The 23,834-nt window shown below is 63.0% G+C and carries 14 protein-coding genes and 2 pseudogenes; 6 read left to right on the top strand and 10 right to left on the bottom strand.

Annotated features, from left to right (window positions below; genetic code table 11):
• Positions 1-403 precede the first annotated feature (403 nt).
• Together HHL24_RS36245 and HHL24_RS36240 are read left to right on the top strand one after the other, a co-directional pair.
• Positions 404-1,279 carry an extracellular solute-binding protein gene (locus tag HHL24_RS36245; protein WP_169490082.1) on the top strand — a complete coding sequence of 292 codons (876 nt, stop codon included), beginning with the start codon at positions 404-406 and terminating at the stop codon, positions 1,277-1,279.
• A 1-nt stretch (position 1,280) separates the two neighbouring features.
• The gene (locus HHL24_RS36240; RefSeq protein WP_169490081.1) at positions 1,281-3,134 is read left to right on the top strand and encodes an ABC transporter ATP-binding protein/permease; all 1,854 of its coding nucleotides are present in this window, start codon (positions 1,281-1,283) and stop codon (positions 3,132-3,134) included.
• Between the two features lie 69 nt (positions 3,135-3,203).
• Here HHL24_RS36240 and HHL24_RS36235 read toward each other — a convergent pair whose 3' ends face one another.
• The 4 genes from HHL24_RS36235 to HHL24_RS36220 all read right to left on the bottom strand — a co-directional run bounded on the left by HHL24_RS36235 (position 3,204) and on the right by HHL24_RS36220 (position 7,202).
• Complete coding sequence (locus HHL24_RS36235) at positions 3,204-4,646, bottom strand: nicotinate phosphoribosyltransferase (RefSeq protein ID WP_169490080.1); 1,443 nt, start codon at positions 4,644-4,646, stop codon at positions 3,204-3,206.
• Positions 4,647-4,740: 94 nt separating this feature from the next.
• Complete coding sequence (locus HHL24_RS36230; protein WP_169490095.1) at positions 4,741-5,352, bottom strand: methyltransferase family protein; 612 nt, start codon at positions 5,350-5,352, stop codon at positions 4,741-4,743.
• Between the two features lie 297 nt (positions 5,353-5,649).
• Complete coding sequence (locus HHL24_RS36225; protein WP_169490079.1) at positions 5,650-6,852, bottom strand: AAA family ATPase; 1,203 nt, start codon at positions 6,850-6,852, stop codon at positions 5,650-5,652.
• A 62-nt stretch (positions 6,853-6,914) separates the two neighbouring features.
• The gene (locus tag HHL24_RS36220) at positions 6,915-7,202 is read right to left on the bottom strand and encodes a hypothetical protein (RefSeq protein ID WP_329606797.1); all 288 of its coding nucleotides are present in this window, start codon (positions 7,200-7,202) and stop codon (positions 6,915-6,917) included.
• Between the two features lie 1,232 nt (positions 7,203-8,434).
• On the opposite strand from HHL24_RS36220, the gene HHL24_RS36215 reads away from it, so the two are divergent.
• The 4 genes from HHL24_RS36215 to HHL24_RS36200 all read left to right on the top strand — a co-directional run bounded on the left by HHL24_RS36215 (position 8,435) and on the right by HHL24_RS36200 (position 15,221).
• A complete protein-coding gene (locus HHL24_RS36215) occupies positions 8,435-9,871 on the top strand; it encodes a sigma-54-dependent transcriptional regulator (protein ID WP_169490077.1) in 1,437 nt (478 codons plus the stop codon).
• A 162-nt stretch (positions 9,872-10,033) separates the two neighbouring features.
• Positions 10,034-11,701 carry an MFS transporter gene (locus HHL24_RS36210; RefSeq protein WP_169490076.1) on the top strand — a complete coding sequence of 556 codons (1,668 nt, stop codon included), beginning with the start codon at positions 10,034-10,036 and terminating at the stop codon, positions 11,699-11,701.
• Between the two features lie 116 nt (positions 11,702-11,817).
• Positions 11,818-12,168, top strand: a complete 351-nt coding sequence (locus HHL24_RS36205; protein WP_169490075.1) for an NIPSNAP family protein — start codon at positions 11,818-11,820, stop codon at positions 12,166-12,168.
• A gap of 365 nt (positions 12,169-12,533) precedes the next feature.
• Entirely contained in the window at positions 12,534-15,221 is a 2,688-nt protein-coding gene (locus HHL24_RS36200) for a mechanosensitive ion channel family protein (RefSeq protein WP_169490074.1), read from the top strand.
• Here HHL24_RS36200 and HHL24_RS36195 read toward each other — a convergent pair.
• From HHL24_RS36195 to HHL24_RS36170, 6 genes and pseudogenes are all read right to left on the bottom strand, one after another.
• Entirely contained in the window at positions 15,160-16,011 is an 852-nt protein-coding gene (locus HHL24_RS36195; protein ID WP_169490073.1) for an alpha/beta fold hydrolase, read from the bottom strand. The genes HHL24_RS36200 and HHL24_RS36195 overlap by 62 nt on opposite strands.
• 190 nt (positions 16,012-16,201) lie before the next feature.
• The gene (locus tag HHL24_RS36190; protein WP_169490072.1) at positions 16,202-18,478 is read right to left on the bottom strand and encodes an ATP-dependent DNA helicase; all 2,277 of its coding nucleotides are present in this window, start codon (positions 18,476-18,478) and stop codon (positions 16,202-16,204) included.
• Positions 18,475-20,502 (bottom strand): VRR-NUC domain-containing protein, encoded by a 2,028-nt coding sequence (locus HHL24_RS36185; RefSeq protein ID WP_230417716.1) that lies wholly within the window; start codon positions 20,500-20,502, stop codon positions 18,475-18,477. Before HHL24_RS36185 ends, HHL24_RS36190 begins: the two co-directional genes overlap by 4 nt.
• A 261-nt stretch (positions 20,503-20,763) precedes the next feature.
• A complete protein-coding gene (locus HHL24_RS36180; protein WP_169490071.1) occupies positions 20,764-21,903 on the bottom strand; it encodes a retropepsin-like aspartic protease in 1,140 nt (379 codons plus the stop codon).
• Positions 21,904-21,931: 28 nt separating this feature from the next.
• Positions 21,932-22,207: pseudogene (locus tag HHL24_RS36175) on the bottom strand (TolC family protein); the annotation flags it as partial.
• A gap of 136 nt (positions 22,208-22,343) precedes the next feature.
• Positions 22,344-23,105, bottom strand: a pseudogene (locus HHL24_RS36170) (formylglycine-generating enzyme family protein); the annotation flags it as partial.
• Between the last annotated feature and the right edge of the window lie 729 nt (positions 23,106-23,834).

The raw sequence follows: 23,834 nt of genomic DNA, 5'->3' as shown, positions 1-23,834 counted from the left end.
CGCTGCGATAGCCGCCTCGGCGCAGAAATGCATCGATACGCAATATATGGCCAAACATATCGGCCACACTGCAGGCATCATCTACATCGATAAAGTTCACGGCTCGCGTCGGCCAGTCGGCGAGCGGCACCCTCTACACCAAGTGCAACACCAGCGGCCTTTGCCGGATCGCGCCGGACGGCACCATCAGCCTGCTTGCAAACGACTTTCAGGACGCTCGCGGCGTGGCCGTGGACGCGCCCCGGCACCTGCTGTACGCCATCGACCGCGCCGGCAGCACGGACGGCACCAGCTACGTGCGAATTTTCCCGCTCAATTGACCACACGGAAAGCGCAGCGACGCACAACGCATTGCGATGACGTCGTAATATAGCGCTCTTAATAACGCATCGGGGTTAATCGCATGATTCGCAAGCTGCTTGCATCTTTCGTGGTCGTCGCGGGCGTGGTGACGGCCGCGCCCGCCTTCGCGCAGGACAACACGGTCAACGTGCTGTACGCCGGTTCGCTCGTCAATCTGATGGAGCGCAGCGTGGGACCGGCCTTCGAAAAGGCCACCGGCCAGCATTTCCGCGGCTATGCGGCGGGCTCGAACAAGATCGCTAACGAGATCAAGGGCAAGCTGCGCCGCGGCGACGTGTTCATCAGTGCGAGCCCGAAGGTGAACACCAGCCTGATGGGTCCGACGAACGGCGACCACGTGACGTGGTATGTGAACTTCGCCGAATCGCCGTTGATGATCGGCTATAACCCGCAAAGCAAGTTCGCGGCGGACTTCAGGAGCAAGCGCTGGGATCAGGTGTTGCAGGAGCCGGGCATCCGCATCGGCCGTACCGATCCGAAGCTCGATCCGAAGGGCGCATTCACTGTCGAGATGATGACGAAGGCCGCGGAGCTCTACCATCAGCCAGACCTCGTCGAAAAGACGCTGGGCGACGCGGAAAATCCCGCGCAGGTTTTGCCTGAAGAAACGCTGGTGGGCCGCCTGCAATCCGGCCAGCTCGATGCGGGCTTCTTCTACTCGACCGAAACGTCCGACCTGAAGATTCCGGCGCTCCACCCGGCCCCCGAATTGCAGGCCAAGGCCAGCTACACGCTGACGATTCTCAGCGATGCACCGAATCGTGATGGCGCGAGCAGCTTCGTCGACTTCCTGCTGAGCGCGCAAGGACGCGCGCTACTTAAGCAACATGGCGTCGATGTGATCAAACCGACCGTTAGTGGCAACGTGCAAGCGATGCCGCCTTCGGTGCAAGCCGTGATCGACGCCGCGCAATAACGTGGCGAAACAGGCACTAAAACGGTCCACCGCGCGACCGCTGCTGTGGCTGGCGGCGCTGCTTGCGATCTATCTGTGCGCCCCGTTTATCGCGAGCGTGCCGCAACTCGGCGCGGCCGATTGGCCGAATGTCGACTGGCGCGCGGTGTGGTCGGCGGTTGGCGTATCGGCGGCGAGCGCCAGTGTGGCCTCGTTCGTGACTCTGCTCGGCGGCGTGCCGCTCGGCTACTTTCTGGCGCGCTCGAACTCCCGCAAGATGGCACTGCTCGGCTTCGTCGTGCAGTTGCCGCTCGCCTTGCCGCCGCTCACGAGCGGCGTGCTGCTATTGTTTTTGCTCGGCCCGTATAGTTGGGTCGGCCGGGTCACCGGAGGGGCGCTGACGGATTCGTTTGCCGGCATCGTACTCGCGGAAATCTTCGTAGCCGCGCCCTTCCTGATCATCGCCGCAAAATCGGCGTTCGCCGCCGTGGACCCCGTCCTCGACGACGTGGCCGCGACGCTTGGTCACCATGCGAGCAGCCGCTTTTTCCGCGTGATGTTGCCGGTCGCGTGGCCGGCGATTCGCGCGGGGCTCGCGCTCGCGTGGTTGCGTGCCTTCGGCGAATTCGGCGCGACGGTAATGGTGGCCTATCACCCGTATTCACTGCCGGTGTATACGTACGTCGTATTCGGTGGCCAGGGGCTGCCGGCGATGATGCCCCTGCTTCTGCCGACGCTCGCGATTGCGATTGTCTGCGCGGCGCTGTCGATTTATAGCCTTCGGCAGAAAACCGCGCTCGAACAAACCGAAAACGGCGACGACGCGCTGGAACCCGGCACGGATCTAACGGCGAGCCGGGGCGAGACTTCCAACCTTCATCTCGCCTTTCATTTGCAGCGCCGATTGGGCGCGTTCGAGCTCGACATAGCGTGGACGCCTGCGACGCGGCGGCTTGCGATCATCGGGCCGTCGGGCTCAGGCAAATCCCTGGCGTTGCGTCTGATTGCGGGGCTCGAATCCAATGCATCCTGTTCCGTCCGGCTCGGCGCAACTGACTTGAGCCCACTGCCGCCCGAGCGCCGCCAGATCGGCTACATGCCGCAAGACTACGGTCTGTTTCCGCATATGACGGTCGCGCAGCAACTCGCGTTTCCCGTCGACGCTGACGCAGCCAGCGCGCGTTACTGGCTCGATCATCTCGGCCTGGCGCAACTGATTGCGCGCTTGCCGCATCAATTGTCGTTCGGTCAGCGGCAGCGTGTGGCGCTGGCGCGGGCGCTCACGCGTCATAGCGAATTGTTGCTGTTCGATGAGCCGTTCGCAGCGCTCGACACGCCGCGGCGGCGTCGTTTGCAGCAGTCGCTGCGTGCGTTGCAGCGCGAGATTGCAGCCGTGACGATCATCGTCACGCACGATCCCGACGAAGCCGCACTGCTTGCCGACGAGGTGCTGGTCGTCGAACAGGGGCGAGTGCTGCAGGCAGGTTCCATCGATGCGGTGTTCGAACGGCCGGCTTCGATGCGGGTTGCCGATCTGCTCGGCTTGCACAACGTCGGCGAAGGTTTGATGACTGCGCCTCGGCAAGTGGAGATTGGCAATGGGTTGGCGATCGCAACGGGCGATAGCGGCTCGGCCATTGCTGCCGGTCAACGGGTGATGTGGCGCATCTCTTCCCACGCCGTGTCTATCTCACCCAACGGCGCTTACGCCGGCGTGGTCGACGCGGTCGAATTACGGCGCGGTGAGCGGTATGTCCGCCTGAATATCGCGGGGGTGCGGTTCGATATCGCCAACGAAGATGCCCGGCTGCGGGAAGGAAGCCCTTGCCGGATTGACATTGATGGTTCCGGCGTTTCGGTCTGGAATATGAGCTGACACGTTTGTTCGGGGTCTGGCAGCGGCGTGGCGATCTGGCCGCCGCCGCTGCTCTAGCCAGACACTCGACTAACCCTCACCCGCGTGAGCCCTCTTCCTGACTTCAGAAAACGCTACATCGACCAGCAATTTGCCAGAATCGAAAACAGTGACGAGCGCCTCGTCCCAATCGTCTTCGACGGTACGGTCATCCCACGCCACCGGCAGCGTCACCGTCCGATACTCGCCTGTGTGACGGTTCACCAGCAACGTCAGCCGCCCTTTCATCGACCGCTTGCCGGCATCCGTGACCGGGTCCTTGTGCACATCGTGCCATTCGTCCCCAAGCCGGATGGCCGAACACTTCATGGCGAACCGCTGCGTGTCGCGATTGATCTGCTGCAACAACGCGCCGCCCATGCCGAACACGATGTTGTCAGCGGCAAAGCCGGCCTCGTCCATGCCCGCGAGGATCGCCTCGATCGAATCCGGATTCACGCCGTCGCCCTGAATCACGCGGACGTTATTGAGCACGCGCCGCCCCTTACTGTTCACCGTCGAACCGAACGACGCCTCGAGCGCCCGCATGGTCTGCAGGACAATCGTCAGCGGATCACCGGAATCAGGGCGGATCACCAGCGTGCCACCGGAATCGAGCACCGCCTGCTTCAACTCCGTGCCCCATACCTTGAGCGCGGAGAACAGGTCGTAGGAATCGGACACCACCGAAACGATCGCCCCCGGTTTGCCGAACTTCGCGATCATGTTGCGGAATGCGTCGGTTTCACGCTCGCGCCCCCATGACGTGATCGTGCTGTGCTCCGCGGCCGGCACGGAAAACGCCGCCATCGGCTCGTTGTAGTAGTGGTTCGCGGCGATCACGCCGAGCACCGTATCCGAGCCCATGAAACTGACGAGATGTGCCGAGCCGCCGATCGCCGCCGACTCCGCACTCGACACGCCGCGCGCACCGAAATCGTGCAGTTTGAACGGCAATTGCGTCAGGTCGTCGCTGCTCTTCTCCAGATAGGCGCGGATCGTTTCTCGCAGATGCCAGCTTTGCGTCGCGACCGTAATCGGATACCACACGCGCAGCAGCATCGTTTCCAGATATGAGGCCAGCCAGAACACCTGTGGATCGTCGCATTCGACCGTGACCAGAACGTTGTGCGTGGGCACGACCGAGCCCTCCGGCACCGCGCGAATCCGCACCGGCAGATAGCCGTCATGGTGCTCGACGATGTAACGCCAGCCCGCCTCGTTGAACGGCTCGCCATGCGCCGTGAAAAACGCCTTCGCCTGCCCGATCATCTCCGCGGTAATGGGGCGGCACAGATACTCCTTGATCAGCATCTGCAGGCCGAAGAACAGCGTGCGCTCATAGCGTCCGCCGCGCGACTCGATGTATGAAAACATCGCCGACGCTTCGGGCGGATATTGCAGATAGTGCGACGCCTTGTACGAATCCGTGTTGAGGATCGGATTGGACAGGATCGAAGCCATGTCGTTGAACGGGTTGATATCTTTTTGCATGGATGATGCTGCGCTCGTGCGGTTCTCTCAAGAGTAATCAGGCCGGCCGGGGGTCTTGCCGCTTACGCCGTAGCCGAAACTACACCATACACGCTCAAAACACGCCCGGAATCACCCGGAACCGCACCTTACCCCTGTAAGTCCGATACCGCTCGTCATCGGACAGGAGCCGTTCCTCCCGCACAATGCGCCCAACTTGCAACGCAAACTGGCATCCGTAAACAATCACGTTCTGAATCCCGAAGTTCGCCAGCAAAAACCCGATGTCCGTAACGAAATACCCCAGGTACATGGGGTGGCGCACGAACCGGTAAGCTCCGCGAGAAACCACCCCGCGATTGGCGGGCAAAATACCAAAGGACCTGCGCAGCGACACCTTCGCGAACAGTTGCCAGAAAATCCCCAGCAGTTGCAACGACGCGCCGGCCATTTCCGGAATGAGCTGGGTTCCGGGCGAAAGCCGCACGGCTAGAAAATAGAACGTCCCGCCCACCGAGCAGATGAAAGCAAGAGGTGTCCAGTCGCGTTTGATGGGCACCCGTGCAAAGAGCGACAGGCCCAAGGTCATGAACGCGCCCACCACGAGCAGTAACAAGGTGACCCGCGTGGGCGCCGCGAGCCACTGCTTGACCGCCGCGTAAGTAAAGATGCTCAACATGAGCGCCGCGGCGGTGCGTGCGATGATTTCGATCGACGCCTCGCGCATGCCGCCCGACGGTATCACGCCGTGTCTACCGTCAACGCCAGGTACTATAGGTACTGCTCCCGCCGGGTCGCCGTTCGCGGCATCCGGGAAACGGCCCTCACTATCGAATTCCCGCGAGGGTGTGGTCTTTGTCATGGCATACTCATTTCGATATGCGAATTATTTTTCAAGCCCATTTCATGAAGGCTTCCGGTCCGTCAGTGTCGCAGCGTAGCAGCCACACCGGCCGCATGTCCAGATCATGCCACGCGCGCTCCAATTCAAGTCCGGCGTGCTAGTCCCGGCGATCGGATCGGCTCAGTGCCCCGGCTTCAGTTGCGGCGGCACGTTCGGCCGCGTAGCAAAGAGGCGGCCGAGCATCCCTTTGCGGGGCTCGGCGATGGCCGGCCACAGCATATCGGCGAGCAGGCAGATGCCTCGCGCCAGCGCGCTGTCGTGGGCGGAGGTGACGAGCGGCACGCCGCGGTTGAGTGCCTCGTTGGTCTGCTTTTCGTCGCGTGGAAGCTGATGCGCGACCTTCGCGCCGAGAGTCTGTTCGAGCGTCGGCAGGTTGATGCGCGCGTTCTTGTCGTATTGATTCACCACGACCCGCACCTTGCTCGGCGGATAGCCCAGTTCCTTGAAAATATCGAGCATCCGGCGCCCGCCGTGCAGGTAAAGCGGGTTTTGCCGCACTACCATGCAGATTGCATCGCTGCGATCGAGTGCATGGATCGTTAGCGGATTAAGGCTTTGGCCGATGTCGATCAGCACCGCGTCGTACCGTTCGCGCACCAGCGCGAGAATTTGCTCCAGTTGCCCGGGCAGCACCCCGGCCGCCTTGAGCGGGTCGCCAGCCCCCGCCAGCACGTCGAGGTTCGCGTGTACGTGCATCACACAGGCGTCGAGCAAAGCGGCGTCGAGGCAGTCAATCTGCGAGCACAGATCGGCGAGCGTCGCGGGCGGCGGCTTGTCGGCCATGAGCAGGCTCGCGTCGGCGAATTGCTGGCTGAGATCGATCAGCAGCACGCGTCTGCCACGTAGCGCGGCCAGCGACCAGGCGAGATTCACCGCGATCAGCGTCGTGCCGCTGCCGCCCTTGCACGATGCCAGCGTGACGACCCGCCCTGCGCGGCGCACGCCGGTACTTTTTTTCGCGGCGATATGCGTGAGCGCCGTGGCGATCTCATACGCATCCAGCGGCCATGACAGCACATGCCGCACGCCGACGCGCATCGCCGCGGCCAGCAAGGCAGCGGACGGCGCAGGCGTAACCAGCATGCAATGCAAAGCAGGCGAGCAGGCCAGCGCCTCCTCGACGCCGCCCAGTTCGCGCGTGCTCAGATCGACGTCGTCGACGATCAGCAGATCGGCGCTCCTGATTGCACGGGCGTGCAGGCCCAGTTGCCGCACCGTGCCGTAGGCGGTGTGCAGACGAAACACCACGCCGCTTTCTTCGAGGCGCGCGACGATATGCGGCGCGCGCTCCGCGCTGGACGAAATCAGCAAAATGTCGATCATGTCGGGTCTCCGCCGGACTGAAGCCTCCCAGTGGGCAAGGCCGCGTTAATAACTGTCGACATTCAGGCGTATTCGTCGGGATCGGATGGGTAGATGTCCGCAGCGCGATCGTGGCCTCGTTCGGGCGAAACCGGGGTCTCATAGATCGCGTCGCGCAACACCTCGCGCTGAATCTCGGCTTGAGCCTTACGTTTCATCGCCTCGGCGATCACCAGCGTGTGCAGATCGACCGTCGGCGCGGCAAACAATGGTCGCTGCAGCGCAAGATGAGGCCGAAAGGAGAGACCGGCGCCGTGCGCCGTGGTGTGGTGGTCCAGCCGCAACGCGACCGGCTTGCTGATCATTTTCATGACAACCCCCGAATGATGGGCCATTTCACGGCCGTATCCAGGTAAGCCGTACCCGCGCTAATGCGCGGGTACGGCGCCCGGTCACCTCGTAGCGTGTGCCCCTCTATGGAGACTAAGGCCTTTTCTCCCCGCGTCTTCGCGCCGGCCGGTCCTTACCGTGCGCTGCCCCTTCCCTGTTCTGTGCATCGCGCGCTCGCCAGTTGCTCAAGCGCGGTACCTGTCGCTATTACCATCAATTTCCGCACTCAGCGTCGAGTCCGTCCAGTTTGACGGAAAAAGTGGCGAGGTCAGTGCTTCACGTCGTTTGGTGACGAATGACCGACACTTCGTCTCGATCATTCGCCCCGCTTTTTTTGACGTCCGTTTTTCAATGGCCCCGCCGCACCCTCGTAAGACACATTGGCTTCCCCGGCCGCGCTTACGAAGACCATGGTTGCCGCCGGGCTACGGCTGCTGCTTCCCCGTGCCTCAGGAACCAGGCGGCAATGCATTCGCTTGTGAAGCTCTTATTGCAATGGCTGTGCCATGTACCCTCAATCCCTTGTTGCACGGTGTTTTTTGCTGCAATGCACCTCGCGGGACCATGCCTCACGTCACACGTTGATTCGGATTTGACACGCGTTGGATTCAACCTCTGACGCATTGCGGAAGGATCTACCCGTTTGCAGGCTTGGGCGCGCTCTTCGTCGGACTATATCCAGCCCCGCTTTGCGGCGTGGCCCGGTCAAATGTGCCGATGTTTCGGGCCACGAAGCAGCCCTGGCAGCGGCTGCCCGATATGTCGCAAGCTTGAGACACGGTGATTCGACACCGCGCTATCCGTGGCACGATCACAGGCATGCGGTTTGCGACGCTGTGTGGCATAGCGCGCAAAGCCGGGGTTGACCGGCAATTTTTGAAATGGCCTGCTGACACGTCGCGACGAGAAAAACGTTTCTGAATCCAGATTTGTTTGTATGGCGTTCGAAAGCGCTTTCGCTTATCGTTAAGCTATGCGCCACGTAGAGCGCCTGTGTCGGACCACCGAGGTAAGAAACGGTTTTTGTGATTCGGGGATGAATAGTCAGGCAGTTTCAGCGTTGAACCCTGTTCTGCTAGCTGTCCGATTTGCAGCACCTCGCGGCTCACGCCGCTCCACGCCCCCGCCATTGCCGCTACCGTGAATGTGTCATGACCGGTCTGTCCAGTTCGTCGAGAAGCAGTTCTGAGAGCAGCAACGATCCGGGGGTTACATGAATACGACTTGCACGCCTGTCGACGCCGAGCGCACCGTTCTATACGTGTCGAACTCGCCCGATCAGGATCTCGCCAGCTTCCTGGCTGCATCGGGCTGGCAAGCTGTGCACGCCAAAAGCACGGCGATCGCTGAACGCATGATCGAGCGGGGCAATATCAAGGTCGGCCTTGTCGAATTGCCCAAGGACTGCACGTCCCAGCATTTGTCCGCGCTGGCCTCCTGCATGCGGCGCGTCGAAACCAATTGGGTCGCCCAGATCGCACCGGGCCAGGCAGAAAACGAACTGGTCAGCCGCTTCATCCTCGATTACTGTTTCGATTTCGTTACCCGGCCCTGGCTGAACGAGCGGCTGGTATTCGCGCTCGGCCACGCACACGGGCTGTCGAGCCTGCGGCACGCGCCAATCGCACCGGAGCCCTCGCTCGGCCGCCACGGCATGGTTGGGCAATGCGAGGCGATGCAGCAGTTGTACCGGCGCATCGACAAATGCGGCGTGACCGATGCGCCGGTGTTCGTCGCCGGCGAATCGGGCACCGGCAAGGAACTGACCGCCCGTGCGATTCATGAGCGCTCGCCGCGCGCCGGCCGCGCGTTCGTCGCGATCAATTGCGCGGCGATTCCCCCGAGCCTCTTGCAAGCCGAATTGTTCGGCCACGAGCGCGGCGCCTTTACCGGCGCGTTGCAGCGCAAGATCGGCCGGATCGAAAGCGCTAACGAGGGCACCCTGTTCCTGGATGAAATCGGCGACATGCCGCACGAGTGCCAGGCGGTGCTGCTGCGCTTCCTGCAGGAAGGCACCATCGAACGGCTGGGTGGCAATGGGCCGATCAACGTCGACGTGCGGGTGATTTCGGCGACCCACGTCGATCTGGACCGCGCCGTCGAAGACGGCCGTTTCCGCTCCGACCTGTATCACCGCCTGTGTGTGCTGCGGCTCGTCGAGCCGCCGCTGCGCGAGCGCGGCGGCGACATCAAGCTGCTCGCCAGCTACGCGCTCAGCATGTACCGGCAGGACGGCGCGCGCAAACTGCGCGGGTTGTCAAGCGACGCGATTGTCGCCATGTCGAACTATCCGTGGCCGGGCAACGTGCGCGAGCTGATCAACTGCGTGCGCCGTGCTGTGGTGATGAGCGAGGGGCGCTTTATCACGGCAAGCGACCTCGGCTTGCCGGAGTCCGACAACGGGCCGGCCGTGACGCTGGCGGAGATCCGCAGCAAGGCCGAAAAGGACGCCATCGAGCACGCGCTGCAGCGGCACGGCTATAAGTTGTCCGAGGCCGCGGCCGAGCTCGGCATTTCACGCGCAACGCTGTATCGCCTGATGCATGCGAACCGGCTGCATCAGGAACCGGCGGCCGGGCGAGCGTCGAACGCCAACGGCGGCACGGATGCCGACGAAGAGGCGGAGCGGCAGACGCCGTCGCTGGTTTGATCTCACAGGCCGCCTAAGCTGCCTAAGCCGCCTAAGCCGGCAAAGCTCCGTAAAGATTGCCGCGCCGGTTGCTGCGGTCCGGCGCGCCGGGCGTCGTAAGCGCCTATCGGATCGCCCTTGGCGTTGCTATGCTGAAAGCCGTTCATCCATCCTGGAGCGGACTTGGCCGATCCGCACGCCCCGGCGCTTGTGCGCCGCCCCTCCTCCGTCCTCCCCGCCCAGGCGAGTCCGTGCGACACGCTCGCCATTCACGCTCAGCCCCCTAGCTTCGATCACCCGTGCCGGCGCAAAAAGCTCGCACTCACCGCGACCATCCTCGGCTCGAGCATGGCGTTCATCGACGGCTCCGTGGTCAACGTCGCGCTGCCGTCGATCCAGACCGAACTGGGCGCGAGTGTCGCGGCAATCCAGTGGGTGGTCAACGCGTATCTGCTGTTTCTCGGCGCGCTAGTGCTGGTGGGCGGCTCGCTCGGCGACAAGCTCGGCCGGCGCACAGTGTTTATCGCGGGAATCGGTTTGTTCACACTGGCCTCGATCGGCTGCGGCCTCGCGCCGGGTATCGGCGCGTTGATCGCGGCGCGCGCAGTGCAAGGCATTGGCGCGGCGCTGCTGGTGCCGAGCAGTCTCGCGATCATCGGCTCGGTGTTCGACGACAAGGAGCGTGGTCAGGCGATCGGCACCTGGGCGGGTGTCGGCGCCATCACGTCGGCGGTCGGGCCGGTGGCGGGCGGCTGGCTCGTCGATGCGTTTTCGTGGCGGGCGATTTTCTTTCTGAACGTACCGATTGCGTGCGCAACCATCGCGCTCGCGGTCATCGCCGTGCCGGATAGCCGTCAGGAAGACGATTCGTCCGGCCCGGACCCTGCGCTCAATGGGCACGCGCTGCCGGGGCTCGACTGGCCGGGCGCCGTCACAGCGGCTGCTGGGCTCGCCGCGTTGACCTATGGCCTGACCCTCGCCTCGGCGCGCGGCTTCGGCGACCAATGGGTGCTGGCATTGATCCTCGGCGGCCTGCTCGTACTGACCGGCTTCGTCGCGCTCGAAGCAAGGACCCGCAATCCGATGATGCCGCTCGACGTGTTCCATTCGCGCGACTTCGTCGGCGCGAACCTCGTCACACTGCTGCTCTACTTTGGGCTGGGCGGGGCACTGTTCTTCCTGCCGTTCACGCTGATCCGCGCGTATGGCTATAGCGCGACCGAGGCAGGCGCGGCATTACTGCCGGTGCCGGTCACGATCGGCCTGTTGTCGCGTTTCACCGGCGGCCTGACGAGCCGTTATGGCGCACGGACCCTGCTGAGCATCGGACCGGTGGTCGCGGCGATCGCCTTTGCAATGCTCGCGCTGCCCTGGGTACGCGGTGAATATTGGCGCGGCTTCTTTCCAGCGCTTGTCGTGCTCGGGCTCGGGATGACGATTGCCGTCGCACCCTTGACGACGACCGTGATGACGTCGGTGTCCACCGCGCGTACGGGCGTCGCCTCGGGCATCAATAATGCCGTCGCCAGGGTGGCGAGTCTGCTGGCGATTGCGGTGCTCGGGATCGTGTTCGTGCGGTCGCACGACGCGGCGCTCGACACGCGGCTCAATGCGTTGAATATGCCGCAAGAGGCACGTCAGGCAGCGCGGCTGGCACAAGGCGGCATGGATGCAGCCTCCGCTTCCGCGCCAACCGGCGCCGCGCAAAGCGCTTCGCATGCCGAAGTGACCCAGGCCCAAGCTGAGGCTTTGGGTGCTGCGCTGCGGGCGGTGGCGCTGGTGTCGGCGCTTTGCGCGCTGGCCGGCGCGGTGCTGGCGGCTTTGACGATCCGCTCGCAAAGCAAGCCGTAGAGCCAGTCGCGCTATCTCATCGACAGTTCAGAAAACAATGAAACGTCGCGATCGACCGGTCGCCATACTTGTACTCAGATACCGCCTACCACCACGACCCGATCAGGAGCTTGCACATGACAATTACCTGCTTTATCCGTTATCAGATTGACCCATTCCAACGCGATGCCTTCAACGATTACGCTCGCAACTGGGGCCGCATCATTCCTCGCTGCGGCGGTCATCTGATCGGCTACTTTCTGCCCCACGAAGGGACCAACGACATCGCATGGGGCCTGATTGCGTTCGACAGCCTCGCCGCGTACGAAGCCTATCGGGCGCGGCTGCGAGCCGATGCCGAAGCGCGGGAAAACTTCCAGTTCGCGCAGACGAAGCGCTTCATTCTGCGCGAGGAGCGCACCTTCACCGAGGTGGTCGAAGGCACGCTTGGGGTGGCCGCGGTGGGCGCGGTGGACGCGACGGAATAGACGTCGCCGGGCCTGCGTGCCCGCGCGATCCGTGTGGTCCGGCGCTGGTGCGCTTTCGCGCTACCGCTTTTGGCGACGCAGCCGCGCATGGCTGCGTCCTCGCACGGCAACTGTCACACGGCTGCCTTCAGCCTCACGCCCCGCAGGCTTGCGCGCTACGCGGTCGACGGTGCCGTCTGACAGGCAAGCTTTGTGCTTCCTGACGTTACAATTCAACCCGGCTCGCCGAACCCTCGCGGGGCAACCGAAAGCCACCACGGATGGAACTTGTACGGCCCAAGCCGTGTCGGTTCAAGGTCATGCCGCCGAACCGATCCACGTGTCCCGGCACCTCCGTCCGCACCTGGTACCCCGCTTTACACCCTATGCGCAAAATACTTCACGCCTGGTTTCTCTTTTTTCTCATCCTGAGCGCCTCGCCGGTCTTTGCCGCCGTGGCGCAACCCACCGCCGCATCCGCGGCATCCGGCGCCGCGATCACCCTGACGCCCGAACAGGCCCGCCAGGCCCTCAGCGTCCTCAATGACCCCACACGCCGCGCGCAAGTCAGCGACACCCTCCAGGCGATCGCCGCAGCGGGTGTACTCAGCGCGCCGCCGGCCTCAGCGGTGGCGGCTTCAGCCCCCGCCGCGGCCAGCAGCGCCGCGGCGCTCGTTCCAGCCGCATTCCAGTCCAACGGTCTCGCTTCGCAACTGGCGCGTCAGGGCGCGCACTGGGCCGTGCACCTCGGCACGTCATTGCGCAGTTCGGTCGCCGCGCTGCTCGACGTAGCGTCGGTGCGTGCCTGGTGGCATTGGCAATCGACCAACCCAGAAGCGCGTAGCGTGCTGGGTCGTGTCACATGGTCACTGCTGGCGGCGCTGCTGCCCGCGCTCGGGCTCGAATGGCTCGCGCGCCGCTTGTTGCGCCGCGCGTACGCGGCCCTCGCCGCGCGTCGCGAACAGGGCGATGACAACGCTGCGCCGCAAGCCGACCTGCCCGTCAATGTCCTGCCGCAACCGGCCGATGCGCCAAATGCCGCGCCACCGCTGCCCCTTTCTCCCGCTTCTCCTGTTTCACCCGTTTCGCCCGATGCAACCGCACAGGCAGCGAAGCCCGGCGCGTCCACAACAACGCCTACGCCCGCTACCGGCAAAGCCACCGAAGCCAAAGGCAAGCAGAACGCCGTGCATCACTGGACGCTCCTGCAGCGTCTGCCGCGCGCGCTGCTGACGGTGGTGCTGCGCCTGTTGCCGCTGGCGGTGTTCGTCGGCGCGGCGAGCGCGCTGATGTCGATCTTCACCGACGACGGCACGCCGCAAGACCGTGCGCTCGATTCGCTGATCGACATCTATGTGCTGTGCCGCCTGATCGTGATAGGCAGCGGCTTCTTCCTGCAGCCTTCCGCGCCGCGCCTGCGCCTGCTGCGCATGAGCGATGCTTGGGCCGTTTTCGTGCAGCGCTGGATCGCGCGGATCGTCGCCGTGGTCGGCACAGGTTCGGCGATCGCTGAGATCGCGCAATCGCTCGGCCTGAACGACGCGGCGCATCTCGCGCTGATGAAGGTAGTCGCGCTCGCCGGCCACATCATGATCTCGATCCTGATCCTGCAATGCGCGAAGCCGGTCGGCGAATTGATCCGCAGGCGCTTCGCCGCGCGCGAATCGCTGCAAATGTTCGGCAATGCGCTCGCCGACGCATGGGCGTGGTTCGCCGTGTTCATCGTGATGGCGCTATGGTTCATCTGGGCGCTCGACGTGCAGAACGGCTATCACACCCTGCTGCATCTCGGCGGCATTACGCTGGCGATCCTGGTGGGCGCGCGGGTCATCGCGATCGTGATTTTCGGCGCCATGGCGCGGCTATTCAATGTACAGGGCGACGCCGAAGCGTCGCTCGTGCACCAGCATGCCTATCGCTACTACCCGCTGCTGCGGCGGGTTGTCTCGTGGATCATCTGCATCGTCACCGCACTCGCGCTGCTGCAGGTATGGGGCGTCGACGTGGGCGAGCTGTTCCAGGCCGGTTCGATCGGCCATCGGCTGGCTTCAGCGATGGTCACGATCGGTGTCGCTGCCGCGATCGCGCTGCTGGTGTGGGAAGGTGTCAACGTGTCGGTCGAAACGCGGCTGGACCGCTGGACCACCAGCGGCGACCTGGTGCGCGCCGCGCGTCTGCGCACACTCCTGCCGATGCTGCGCAGCGCGCTCTTCTGTGTGATCGCACTAGTCGTCGTGCTCACTGGCCTGAGCGAACTCGGCGTGAACATCGGGCCGCTGCTGGCGGGCGCGAGTATCTTCGGCGTGGCGCTCGGCTTCGGTTCGCAAAAGCTGGTGCAGGATTTCATCACCGGCATGTTCCTGTTAATGGAAAACGCCATGCAGGTTGGCGACTGGGTCACGCTCGCGGGGGTGTCCGGCACGGTCGAGTATCTGTCGATCCGCACCGTGCGGTTGCGCGGTGGCGACGGCTCGCTCTACACCGTGCCGTTCAGTTCGGTCACAACGGTCAACAACACCAATCGCGGGCTCGGCAATGCGGCGGTGAAGGTGAATATCGTGTTCGGCGAGGACGTCGATCTGGCGATCGACACGCTGAAGGAAATCGGCGCCGCGCTGCGCGAGGATGAGACGTTCAAGGACGGCATCCTGTCCGACTTCAGCTTCTGGGGCGTGGATGGAGTGGATGGCTCGGCGGTGACGCTGGCCGGCCAGATCCAATGTCGCGACAGCGCGCGCTGGGGTGTGCAGCGTGAATTCAACCGGCGCATTCTCGACCAGTTCAGCGCACGCGGCATCGAAATCGCCAACCCGCAACGGCATTTGCTGACGTGGGACCCGGAAAGCGTACCGGCCAAAGTCGAATCGAACGGCGCACCGAACGGCGCACCGAACGAGGCGCCCACGGCCGCACCAAAGGATAAACCGCCTTCAGCGACGTCCGCCAATGCTTCGCTGAAGGCAGCCGACGGGAAGGCCGACGCGCCGGTTGAAAATCAACTGCCCGTCGACCCTAAGCCGGCAGGCGGCCCAGGAACGCCAGCAAATCCTGGTTCAACTTCTCCGCATGAGTGAAGTACAGGCCGTGGCCGGCGCCTTCGTAGATGTTCAGTGAAGCGCCTTCGATTAGCGCCGCAGTCGGCCGTCCGGTGAGTTCGAGCGGCGCCGAAGCGTCGCGGTCGCCATGCACGACCAGCGACGGCACCCGGACACGGGCCAGCTCCGCGCGGAAATCGGTGACGGTCTGGACACGGGCGAGTTCCAGCATGGCCTGATGCGAGGTTTGCAGCATCATGCGGATCGTCCAGTCGAGCGGCGCGCGCGACACGCCCGGGCCGAAGTAAGGTGCGGCATTGGCCTCGATCCAGTCCGGGAAGGAACGGCTCAGTGCGACACGGCCTTGCTCGAACAGTGCGGCGTCGATCCCGTTCGGGTTGTCTTCGGTTTTCAGCAGATACGGCGTGGCGGCGGGCGCGATGAACGCAATCCGGGCCACGCGTTCCGACCCATGCCGCGTCAGATAGCGCACCGCTTCGCCGCTCGCGATCGAATGCGTGACCAGCGTCACGTTGCTTAGATCGAGCGCGCTCAGCACGCTGTCGAGATCGTCGGCGAGCGTATCGAAGTCGTAGCCGCGCCCCGGATCGCTCGAACGGCCGTGGCCGCGGCGGTCATAGGCGATGCAACGGCAACCGAGGCGCGACAGCGGCTCCATCTGATAGGCCCACATGTCGGAGTTCAGCGTCCAGCCGGACAGAAACACGAGCGGCGTGCCGTGTCCCCAGTCGCGGTAAAAAAGGCGCGTGCGGTCGGCGGTGCGGAGGGTGTTGGGTTCGTCGGTGAGATACGGTGCGGTCGCGTTCATGGAAGCCTCTTTACCTTGGGTCGCTTGGGTCGGAATCGTTGTGCCGTGCCGCCACTTTGCCTGGTGGCGGTAGGTAGGTCGATTACCTGGGAGGTAAAGAGATGGGCTTGCGAGGCGTCGGTAAGCCGCTTATTGCACCTTTGTTGCACCCTTGTTGCGCGTGCCGACTGCACCTGCCGATTGCACCTGCCTATTGCACGTGCCACCAGCGCGGCAACAAGCGACGCACTTCCGGCCGCCGGTAGCGGTCGTCGATCAGATGCACGACACCCTGATCCTGCTCCGTGCGAATGACCCGGCCCGCGGCCTGCACGACCTTCTGCAAGCCCGGATACAGATACATGTAGTCGTAGCCGTTGCCGAACTTCGCCTCCATCGTGCGGCGCATCTGTTCGTTGACGTCGTTCATTTGCGGCAGGCCGAGCGTTGCGATGAAGGCGCCGATCAACTGCTGACCGACCAGATCGACGCCCTCGGAGAACGCGCCGCCTAACACCGCGAAGCCCACGCCCTGATTCATGGTGCGAAAGCGCGCGAGGAACGCGTCGCGCGCCGCCTCGTCCATGCCCGGTTCCTGCGCCCATACCGGCAGTTCCGGATAACGCTCGCGCATCAACGCCACCACCCGCTGCAGATACTCGAAGCTGCTCAGGAACCCAAGATAGTTGCCCGGCTGCGCTGCGTACTGCCTCGCGATCAGATCGACGATGGGCACGAGCGAACGTTCGCGGTCACGCCAGCGCGTCGATACATGCCCCGCCACACGCACCTGCAACTGCTCTGCGCGGAACGGACCTTCGACGTCGAGCCAGTTTGTCTGCTCAGGCAGACCGAGCGTGTCGCGATAGAAATGATGGGGATTGAGCGTGCCGGAAAACATCACCGTGGTGCGCGCAGCAGCGTAGCGGCCCGCGAGGAACGGTGCCGGGATCACGTTGCGCACGCATAACGTGGTGCTCGCTTTGTCGCGCGGCGCGTATCGATCCGTGGTGAGCGTGATGTCGAAAATCGAATGCTCGCCGAATTGCTCCGCCAGCGCGACGAAATGCATGGCGTCGAAGAAAAACCGCAGCGACGCTTCGTCGATTGAAAGCGGTGCTTCGGCGAGTTGATCCGTTACCGCGCCGATCAGATTCTGTGCGGCCGAAAGCAGTTTGCCGGGTACGTCGGCGTAGACCTGATAGGTGTCGGTCTGCGCGCGCCTGACGGCGTTCCATTCGCGCTGAAGCCGTTCAAGCGGCTTCTTCAACGTCGCAGGCGCGGTTTTGCGGGCGAGCCGGAATGCCGCCTGATCGAGCGAGGCGCTGTACATGCGCCGTGCCCGGTCGAGCAGGTTGTGCGCCTCGTCGACCAGCACGCCGACGCGCCACTGATTGATCTGCGTGAGCGCGTACAGCATCGCGCTGCTGTCGTAGTAGTAGTTGTAATCGCCGACCACCACGTCGGACCAGCGCGCCAGTTCCTGCGCGAGATAGTACGGGCAGACGTCGTGTTCAAGCGCCGCTTCGCGCACCGACGCCCGGTCAAGCCTCGGCCCGGCCAACGCCGTGCTGCGGGCCGCGTCGAGCCGGTCGTAGAAGCCGCGCGCGAGCGGACAGGACTCGCCGTTGCAGGCCTTGTCGGGATGCTCGCAGGCCTTGTCGCGCGCGACCAGTTCCAGCGTTCTGAGCGGCAACCGCGCAAGGGACGGCGCGACGCTTTGATGGAGCGTTTCGATCGCATCGAGGGCAAGCGCGCGGCCCGGCGTCTTTGCGGTGAGGAAGAACACGCGGTCGATCTGGTCCGACGCACACGCCTTGAGCAAGGGAAAAATCGTCGCCAGTGTCTTGCCGATGCCGGTCGGCGCCTGCGCCATCAACGGCTTGCCGTCACGCGCCGCGCGATACACCGACACCGCCAGCTCGCGCTGCCCGCTACGGAACTGGCCATGCGGAAACTGCAAGGCGCTGAGCGCGGCATTGCGCGCGGCGCGATGTGCTTCTTCCTGCTCGGCCCAATCGAGAAAGCGCTCGCATTGCTCGACGAAGAAAATCTCCAGCTCACGCGCGGTGTGCGTTTCGGTCAGCAACGTTTCCTTCTGACTGCCGATATCGAAGTAGACCAACGCGACCGTCAATTCGGCGAGCCCACGGGCGCGGCATAGCAGATGGCCGTATACCAGTGCCTGCGCCCAATGCAGCGTGCGGTGATTGGCGGGCATCCGTTCGAGCGCGCCACGATGGGTCTTGACCTCTTCCAGCCGGTTCGCCGCCGGGTCGTAACCGTCGGCGCGGCCACGCACGGTCAAACCACGATGCGTGCCGGTCAGCGTGATCTCGGTTTCGTAGCCGCTCGCGCGCCGCCCGGCGACCGTCACGTGGCCCGCCATGCCTTCCAGCGAAGTGGGCGCGGGCGTGAAGCGCAGATCCAGATCGCCGCGCCGCGCGGTGAATTCGCACATCGCCCGCACGGCGACCACGTAGGTCATGTTGTGACCTCTTTCGGAACCACGGCTCTAACCTCGGCGGTGGCGCCGTTCGGAACGACTGCCCTGATCTCAGCGCCATTCGGAATGACTGCACCGACCTCCGCGCCAACGCCGTTCGGAACGACTGCGCCGATCTCCGCGCTGGCGCCGTTCGGAATGACTGCCCTGATCTCCGCGCTGGCGCCGTTCGGAACGATTGCCCTGACCTCCGCGCTGGCCCCGTTCGGAACGACCGCCCTGATCTCCGCGCTGGCCTCGTTCGGAACCGCTGTCGTGCTCACTTCCACGACCTCTGCCGTCGCCCCAGTCTCGACTTCTGTCGGGACGTCGGACCCGGCGACGCCTTCATCGGCCCAGCGCACGTCGAGCACGCGCACCGGCATACCGTGCTGTGCACAGTATGCGAGCCAACGGATCTGGTTGTCCTGCAAGCGGTCGCCGGGACCCTTTACTTCGATCAACTCATAACGGCGCTCGGCCGGCCAGAAACGAATCAGGTCCGGCAGGCCCGAACGGTTCCCGCGGATGTCGCGCAGCAGCCGCTCGAACCATAGCTTCAGATGCGCAGCAGGCAGGCAATCGAGTGCCAACACGACCAGTTCGGGCGTCAGCAAGCCCCAGAATACGAACGGCGATTGCAGACCCGCCTTGCTTTGCAGGTGCCGCATAATCGTCTCGCGATAGGCACTGCTGTCGAGTTGCGCGAGACACGCGGCGAATTGTTCGGCGCGGCGCGCATAAAAATCCGGCGCATGCAGATCGGCCGGCCCGCGTTGGAACGGGTGGAAAAACGCGCCCGGTAGCGCCGCGAACACCGGCTCCCAGCACAGCAAGCCGAACAGCGAATTGATCAGCGCATTTTCGACGTAATGAACCGGTGCCGACTCGCAAGTCAAATGATCGCGTGCGACGTATTCCACAGGTTGCGGCGCCGCAGGTCTCGGCAACACCAATGTGTTGCGCTCGACTGGCCGTGCGGCAGGCACACGCGCCACCCGCTCGCCGCGCTTGCGCTGCAAACGAGGCAACATGCGTGCAACGCGCTGCGCCTCCTCCTCACTTTCAGGCCCGGCGGCGGCTTGCGAAGCGAGGACGAAGGCTTCGTCGAATCTTTCGCTGCGCTCCAGCACACGCAAGCGCCGATGGCGCGCGCCGGGCCACGCGCAACGTTCGTAGACTGCAAGTGCGGTGGGCCAGTTCTGTTGACGCTCGCAGTACTGGCCAATACGAAACAGCAGTTTCGCGCGACGTGTTTCGAGCCAGGGGTTCGAGGTTTCGATCGCGGCGATCACGGCGACGAGTTCGTCGATCGCCTCAGCTTCCGAGTCGCCTGCGGGCAGCCAGTCGAGCGCGCCGCGGCACGCGTGCAACGCCAGGTACACGTCCACGTCCGCGCGTTGCTGGAATGCGCGCGACGACGGAGCGAATGCAACCTTCTCGTACTGGAACACGCCGAGATCGGCAAGCACGAACTCCGACCATTCCTGCTGCAGATTGCCGAAGAACATCAGGCGCAGACGCTCGCAGAGCGGCGCGATGGCGACGTGGAAGACGCGGTCGGCGCTCTGCGGGTCCCAGACATGGTAGGGCCGCGCATCGTCATGCGTGATGCGCAAGGCGGCGAGCAGATCCGATTTGCGAGCGCTCTTGCGCATAAGGAGCCCGCCAAACATCTGCTGGAGTTCGGGGCGGGTTGCGAGGCCGAACAGTTCGTCGAGACTGAGATTTGGCGCGGCGTCGATCCAGCCGAGCGCGATTAGCGGCGCGGCGGCTTGCAGCGGACAACCGATCTCGTCGTAGCTCAGACGGCTCGCCCTGAAAAGCGTGCCCTTGCGCATCAGCAGGCGCACCAGCAACGCGCGCGACGCCCGAGGCAAGCCGCGAAATTCGTTGAGAAAGTGGCGCTCATCCGGCCCGAACACGTCATCGTAGCGCTCGGCAAGCCAGGCCAGCGCGCGCTCAAAATTCAGCAGGTAGTACAACGCCCAAGGCGGCGAGTTCGCCCCTGGCGGAGCGAAAGGCATCTCGAAGGAAGCTACGGTAGGCGCGTCAGAAAGCATCAGTCAGCAACGAGCAATCACAGAGGGCTGTATGTTTATACAGTAATGATAGCAAACGCCGCGCTTACGCTCACGATTTTGCGCACGACGCCGCGTATTGCGCGTTGACACGGGCCAGCGCCGCTCGCGACCGGCAAAGGCAGACGGCCGCCGCTTACGACCCACTAGCAGTCGCGGCCATGAAGAGGCGCCCGCGGAAGGCTTCCGTACCAGGACCTCCCTTGCTTATCTGGTTCGCCCCACCGGGAGAAGGAGATTCGGGTAATAGGTGATGTGCGAGTGGGTTGAAAACTGCCTCAACCGGCTGAGCGGCAACGCGGCCGGTGCGTCGCTCGTCTGCCCGATCGCCGCCAGTTGTCCATCCACATCCACTGACTGACTGGACGCAGGTGCAGCCTGAGACGCTGCCGGCGCGGCGCCGGCCCGTCCGGACGCCAGTTGCATGAAGACCGATCCCGTCGAATAGGAAAGCCATACACGGCGCCACCTCAGGAAGTCCATCCCCAACAGCATGTCCGAATCACTCAGCGCGGCATCGCCGACCTCGATAGGCGCGTTCCGCAAATTGGCCCTCCCCACCCTGAGGCTGTCGAAGCGATGCACATACACATGAATCGAGTTGCCCGCTACGCCCGTCCCCGACAATTGCCGATCGCTTGCGAGTGCGGCCTCGTCGACGTCGACCGCCTGCAGGGCGGCATGCTTGAGCAGCGAACGCGACGCGCCGGTATCGAGGACGGCCTTGATCGGACGGCCATTCAATGCGAGCGACAGGATAAAGCGATTGCGTGGCGTGGCGATCGGCGAGTAGGCATCGTAGTTGCCGACCCACGGCACAAAGCGGCCTGTGCATCCTTGAGCGGTATAGAGCGTCATGGTCTTCGCGGGGAAATCGAACTCGACGTCATACCGCGACAATATCCTGGCGCCGATCAGTCCGATTGGAACCGACGGCGCGGCACGTTCCGCCGCTGTCAACAGATTTGCGACCTCGACCCGCGTATTGGGCCACTCCTCTGTGCCGAATTTGAGTGAGGGCAGCACCCGCGGATACACCGAGCGGGTATCGCCCACACCACGTATTACATCGGCTTTCGACATGTCGGTCGACAAATGGAGCAAGTCGGCCGCCTCAGGCGTGAGCACCGTATCTTCCGCGCCCGAATCGACCACCATCAGGAACGTCTGGCCGCCGATATCGACGGGAACATGATAGTGCCCGCTGATTTCCGTCAACGGCAGCGTCGCGTCCTTAGTCAGATGACAGTTGTTGTCGGGCTGGGTGGTCGCGATTTGCGCCCTGGCTTGCGCGCAAGCCAGCATGACGCTAGCCGCACAGATCGCGACTCGTAGACTGTTTCGCATAGCAAAGAGTTGAGATGGAGGGTTTGTTTCATTGCAAGTCGTCATTGCCGAGATGACCCAGACTGCCGGCGAGTCGCAAGCGAGCCGCGCGCCAGTCGGCCAGCGCTTGCACGCGCTGTTGCTGCGCGTTGGCCAGCGCAGTCTGTGCGTTGAGCAGTTCCAGGATGTTGCCGACGCCTGCCTGATAGCGATGTTGCGCCGCCGTGAACGAGCGCTGCGCGATATCTAGCAGCGTCGCGCTGTCCTTGACACTGTCAGTCGAGGTTTGCACCGCCTGATAGCTGTTCCACACCTCCAGTCCGACCTGCTGGCGCGAGTCTTACATCGCCTTGGCTCGCTGTTCCGTTCTTGTAGGCCACCAGCGTTTGCATAAAAGTCGTCCAAGCCCCGATGGCTGAGGCGACATTTGAAGTGGTTTGTACGACGGTCAAGTCAGACATTTATTCTCCCTTGGGCAACTGAAGCGGCAAATCAACCGCGAGGCGAAATCCAAAGGTGCTATCCCGGTCTTCGGGTTTAGCAGCCATCCGGCCGGCTGAGCGAACAGCAATCGGGATCGATGCCCAACTCGCACCCCGAAGTGAGCGAAACTGAAAATGATTAGGCATCCATTCCGGCACTGCCGGAGGCGGGTGGTATCCCACCTCAGGACAATCTGCAATCCATTGGTACGCATTGCCTAACATGTCGTATAAGCCCCAAGGATTTGGCCTGAACGATCCCACTGGGGCAGTCCAGACAAATCCGTCGTTGCAATCCGCGAGTGGCGCATTAGGATCCAGAATCCTCGCTGCCTGATCTCTCGCATTCTCATAGCGACATTGGTCCGCGTGGTTACTGCCCCAGTAGGCTTGCGTGATGGTGCCGCCCCTCGCGGCATACTCCCACTCTTCTTCTGTTGGCAGCCTGTACCTGTGGACAGCTGTTTTCGGTAGCTTCGTGTTAAGCCAAGCAATAAATTTTTCCGCGTCAAACCAGGATACGCAGACGACCGGGTCACGATCCGTCTGGCTGAACCCCGGATTTTTCCAGTCAGCGGACGGGTCGAAATACCACCGACCCTGTTTAAATACCCTGCATCCCTTTTCGTGGAATCCAGTTGCATCGACGAAAGTCTCGAACTGTTTCCTTGTCACGTCGAACTTCGCCAGTGCATAAGACTTCACATGCACCTCGTGCCTGGGCGTTTCATTGACGTATTTGAAGCGGTAGTCCTCGTTCTCGCCCTAGAACTCGTCCTCCGTTGCGCCCATCATGAACACTCCAGAAGGGAGAGCCACCATCTCGGAGCAGACGTCGCAATCACGAAAATGTGCAAGCGTATTTTCTGCCGCGCTAGCACTTGTAGTGATGGTCACCAAGCCAAACAACAGCAATGCGAGGAGCTTGATGCTCGAACATCCTCTGAAGCCGAACCTGGTTGAAAAAAAATCCTCGATAACATTAACATTCCGTAATTGCACCTTGGCGTGCACCTCATTGCGCCCATCCAAACTAACACGCTTAACCGTGCACGAATTAAAATTTTGCAGAAACGTTTTAATAATCAAAAATTCGCGCAATGCACGCGTACCGAATCCTGATTCCTAACATCACCGTTAATGTCATTCGCTTCTCGCCAGATCCTATCGAGCTCGACCGTCACAACCCATTTCAAACAAGGCCTTCTCCCAAAGGCCGCCATGCAACTCCATTGCCATTAAATATATACATACCAACCGGATAAATGTGTCGATTTCTGTCAAAAATTAATTCAAATTGCCTACAGTCTTTCAAAATCAATTCAAAACCAAGACTATTCTCAATAGCGAGGCCGCAGGATCAGACTGCTCTAAGCCAACATCAGAATTGAATAGATTTTGCAAGCGGATCAACGCGTCACGGTCCGAGTGCGAGGGAAGCAGCCACACGCGTTCAGTAAAAGCGGATAT

Source organism: Paraburkholderia polaris, from assembly GCF_012927345.1.
Taxonomy (GTDB): domain Bacteria; phylum Pseudomonadota; class Gammaproteobacteria; order Burkholderiales; family Burkholderiaceae; genus Paraburkholderia; species Paraburkholderia polaris.
The sequence above is the reverse complement of the archived record's forward strand: the minus strand, read 5'-3'. Positions and strand labels throughout refer to the sequence as shown.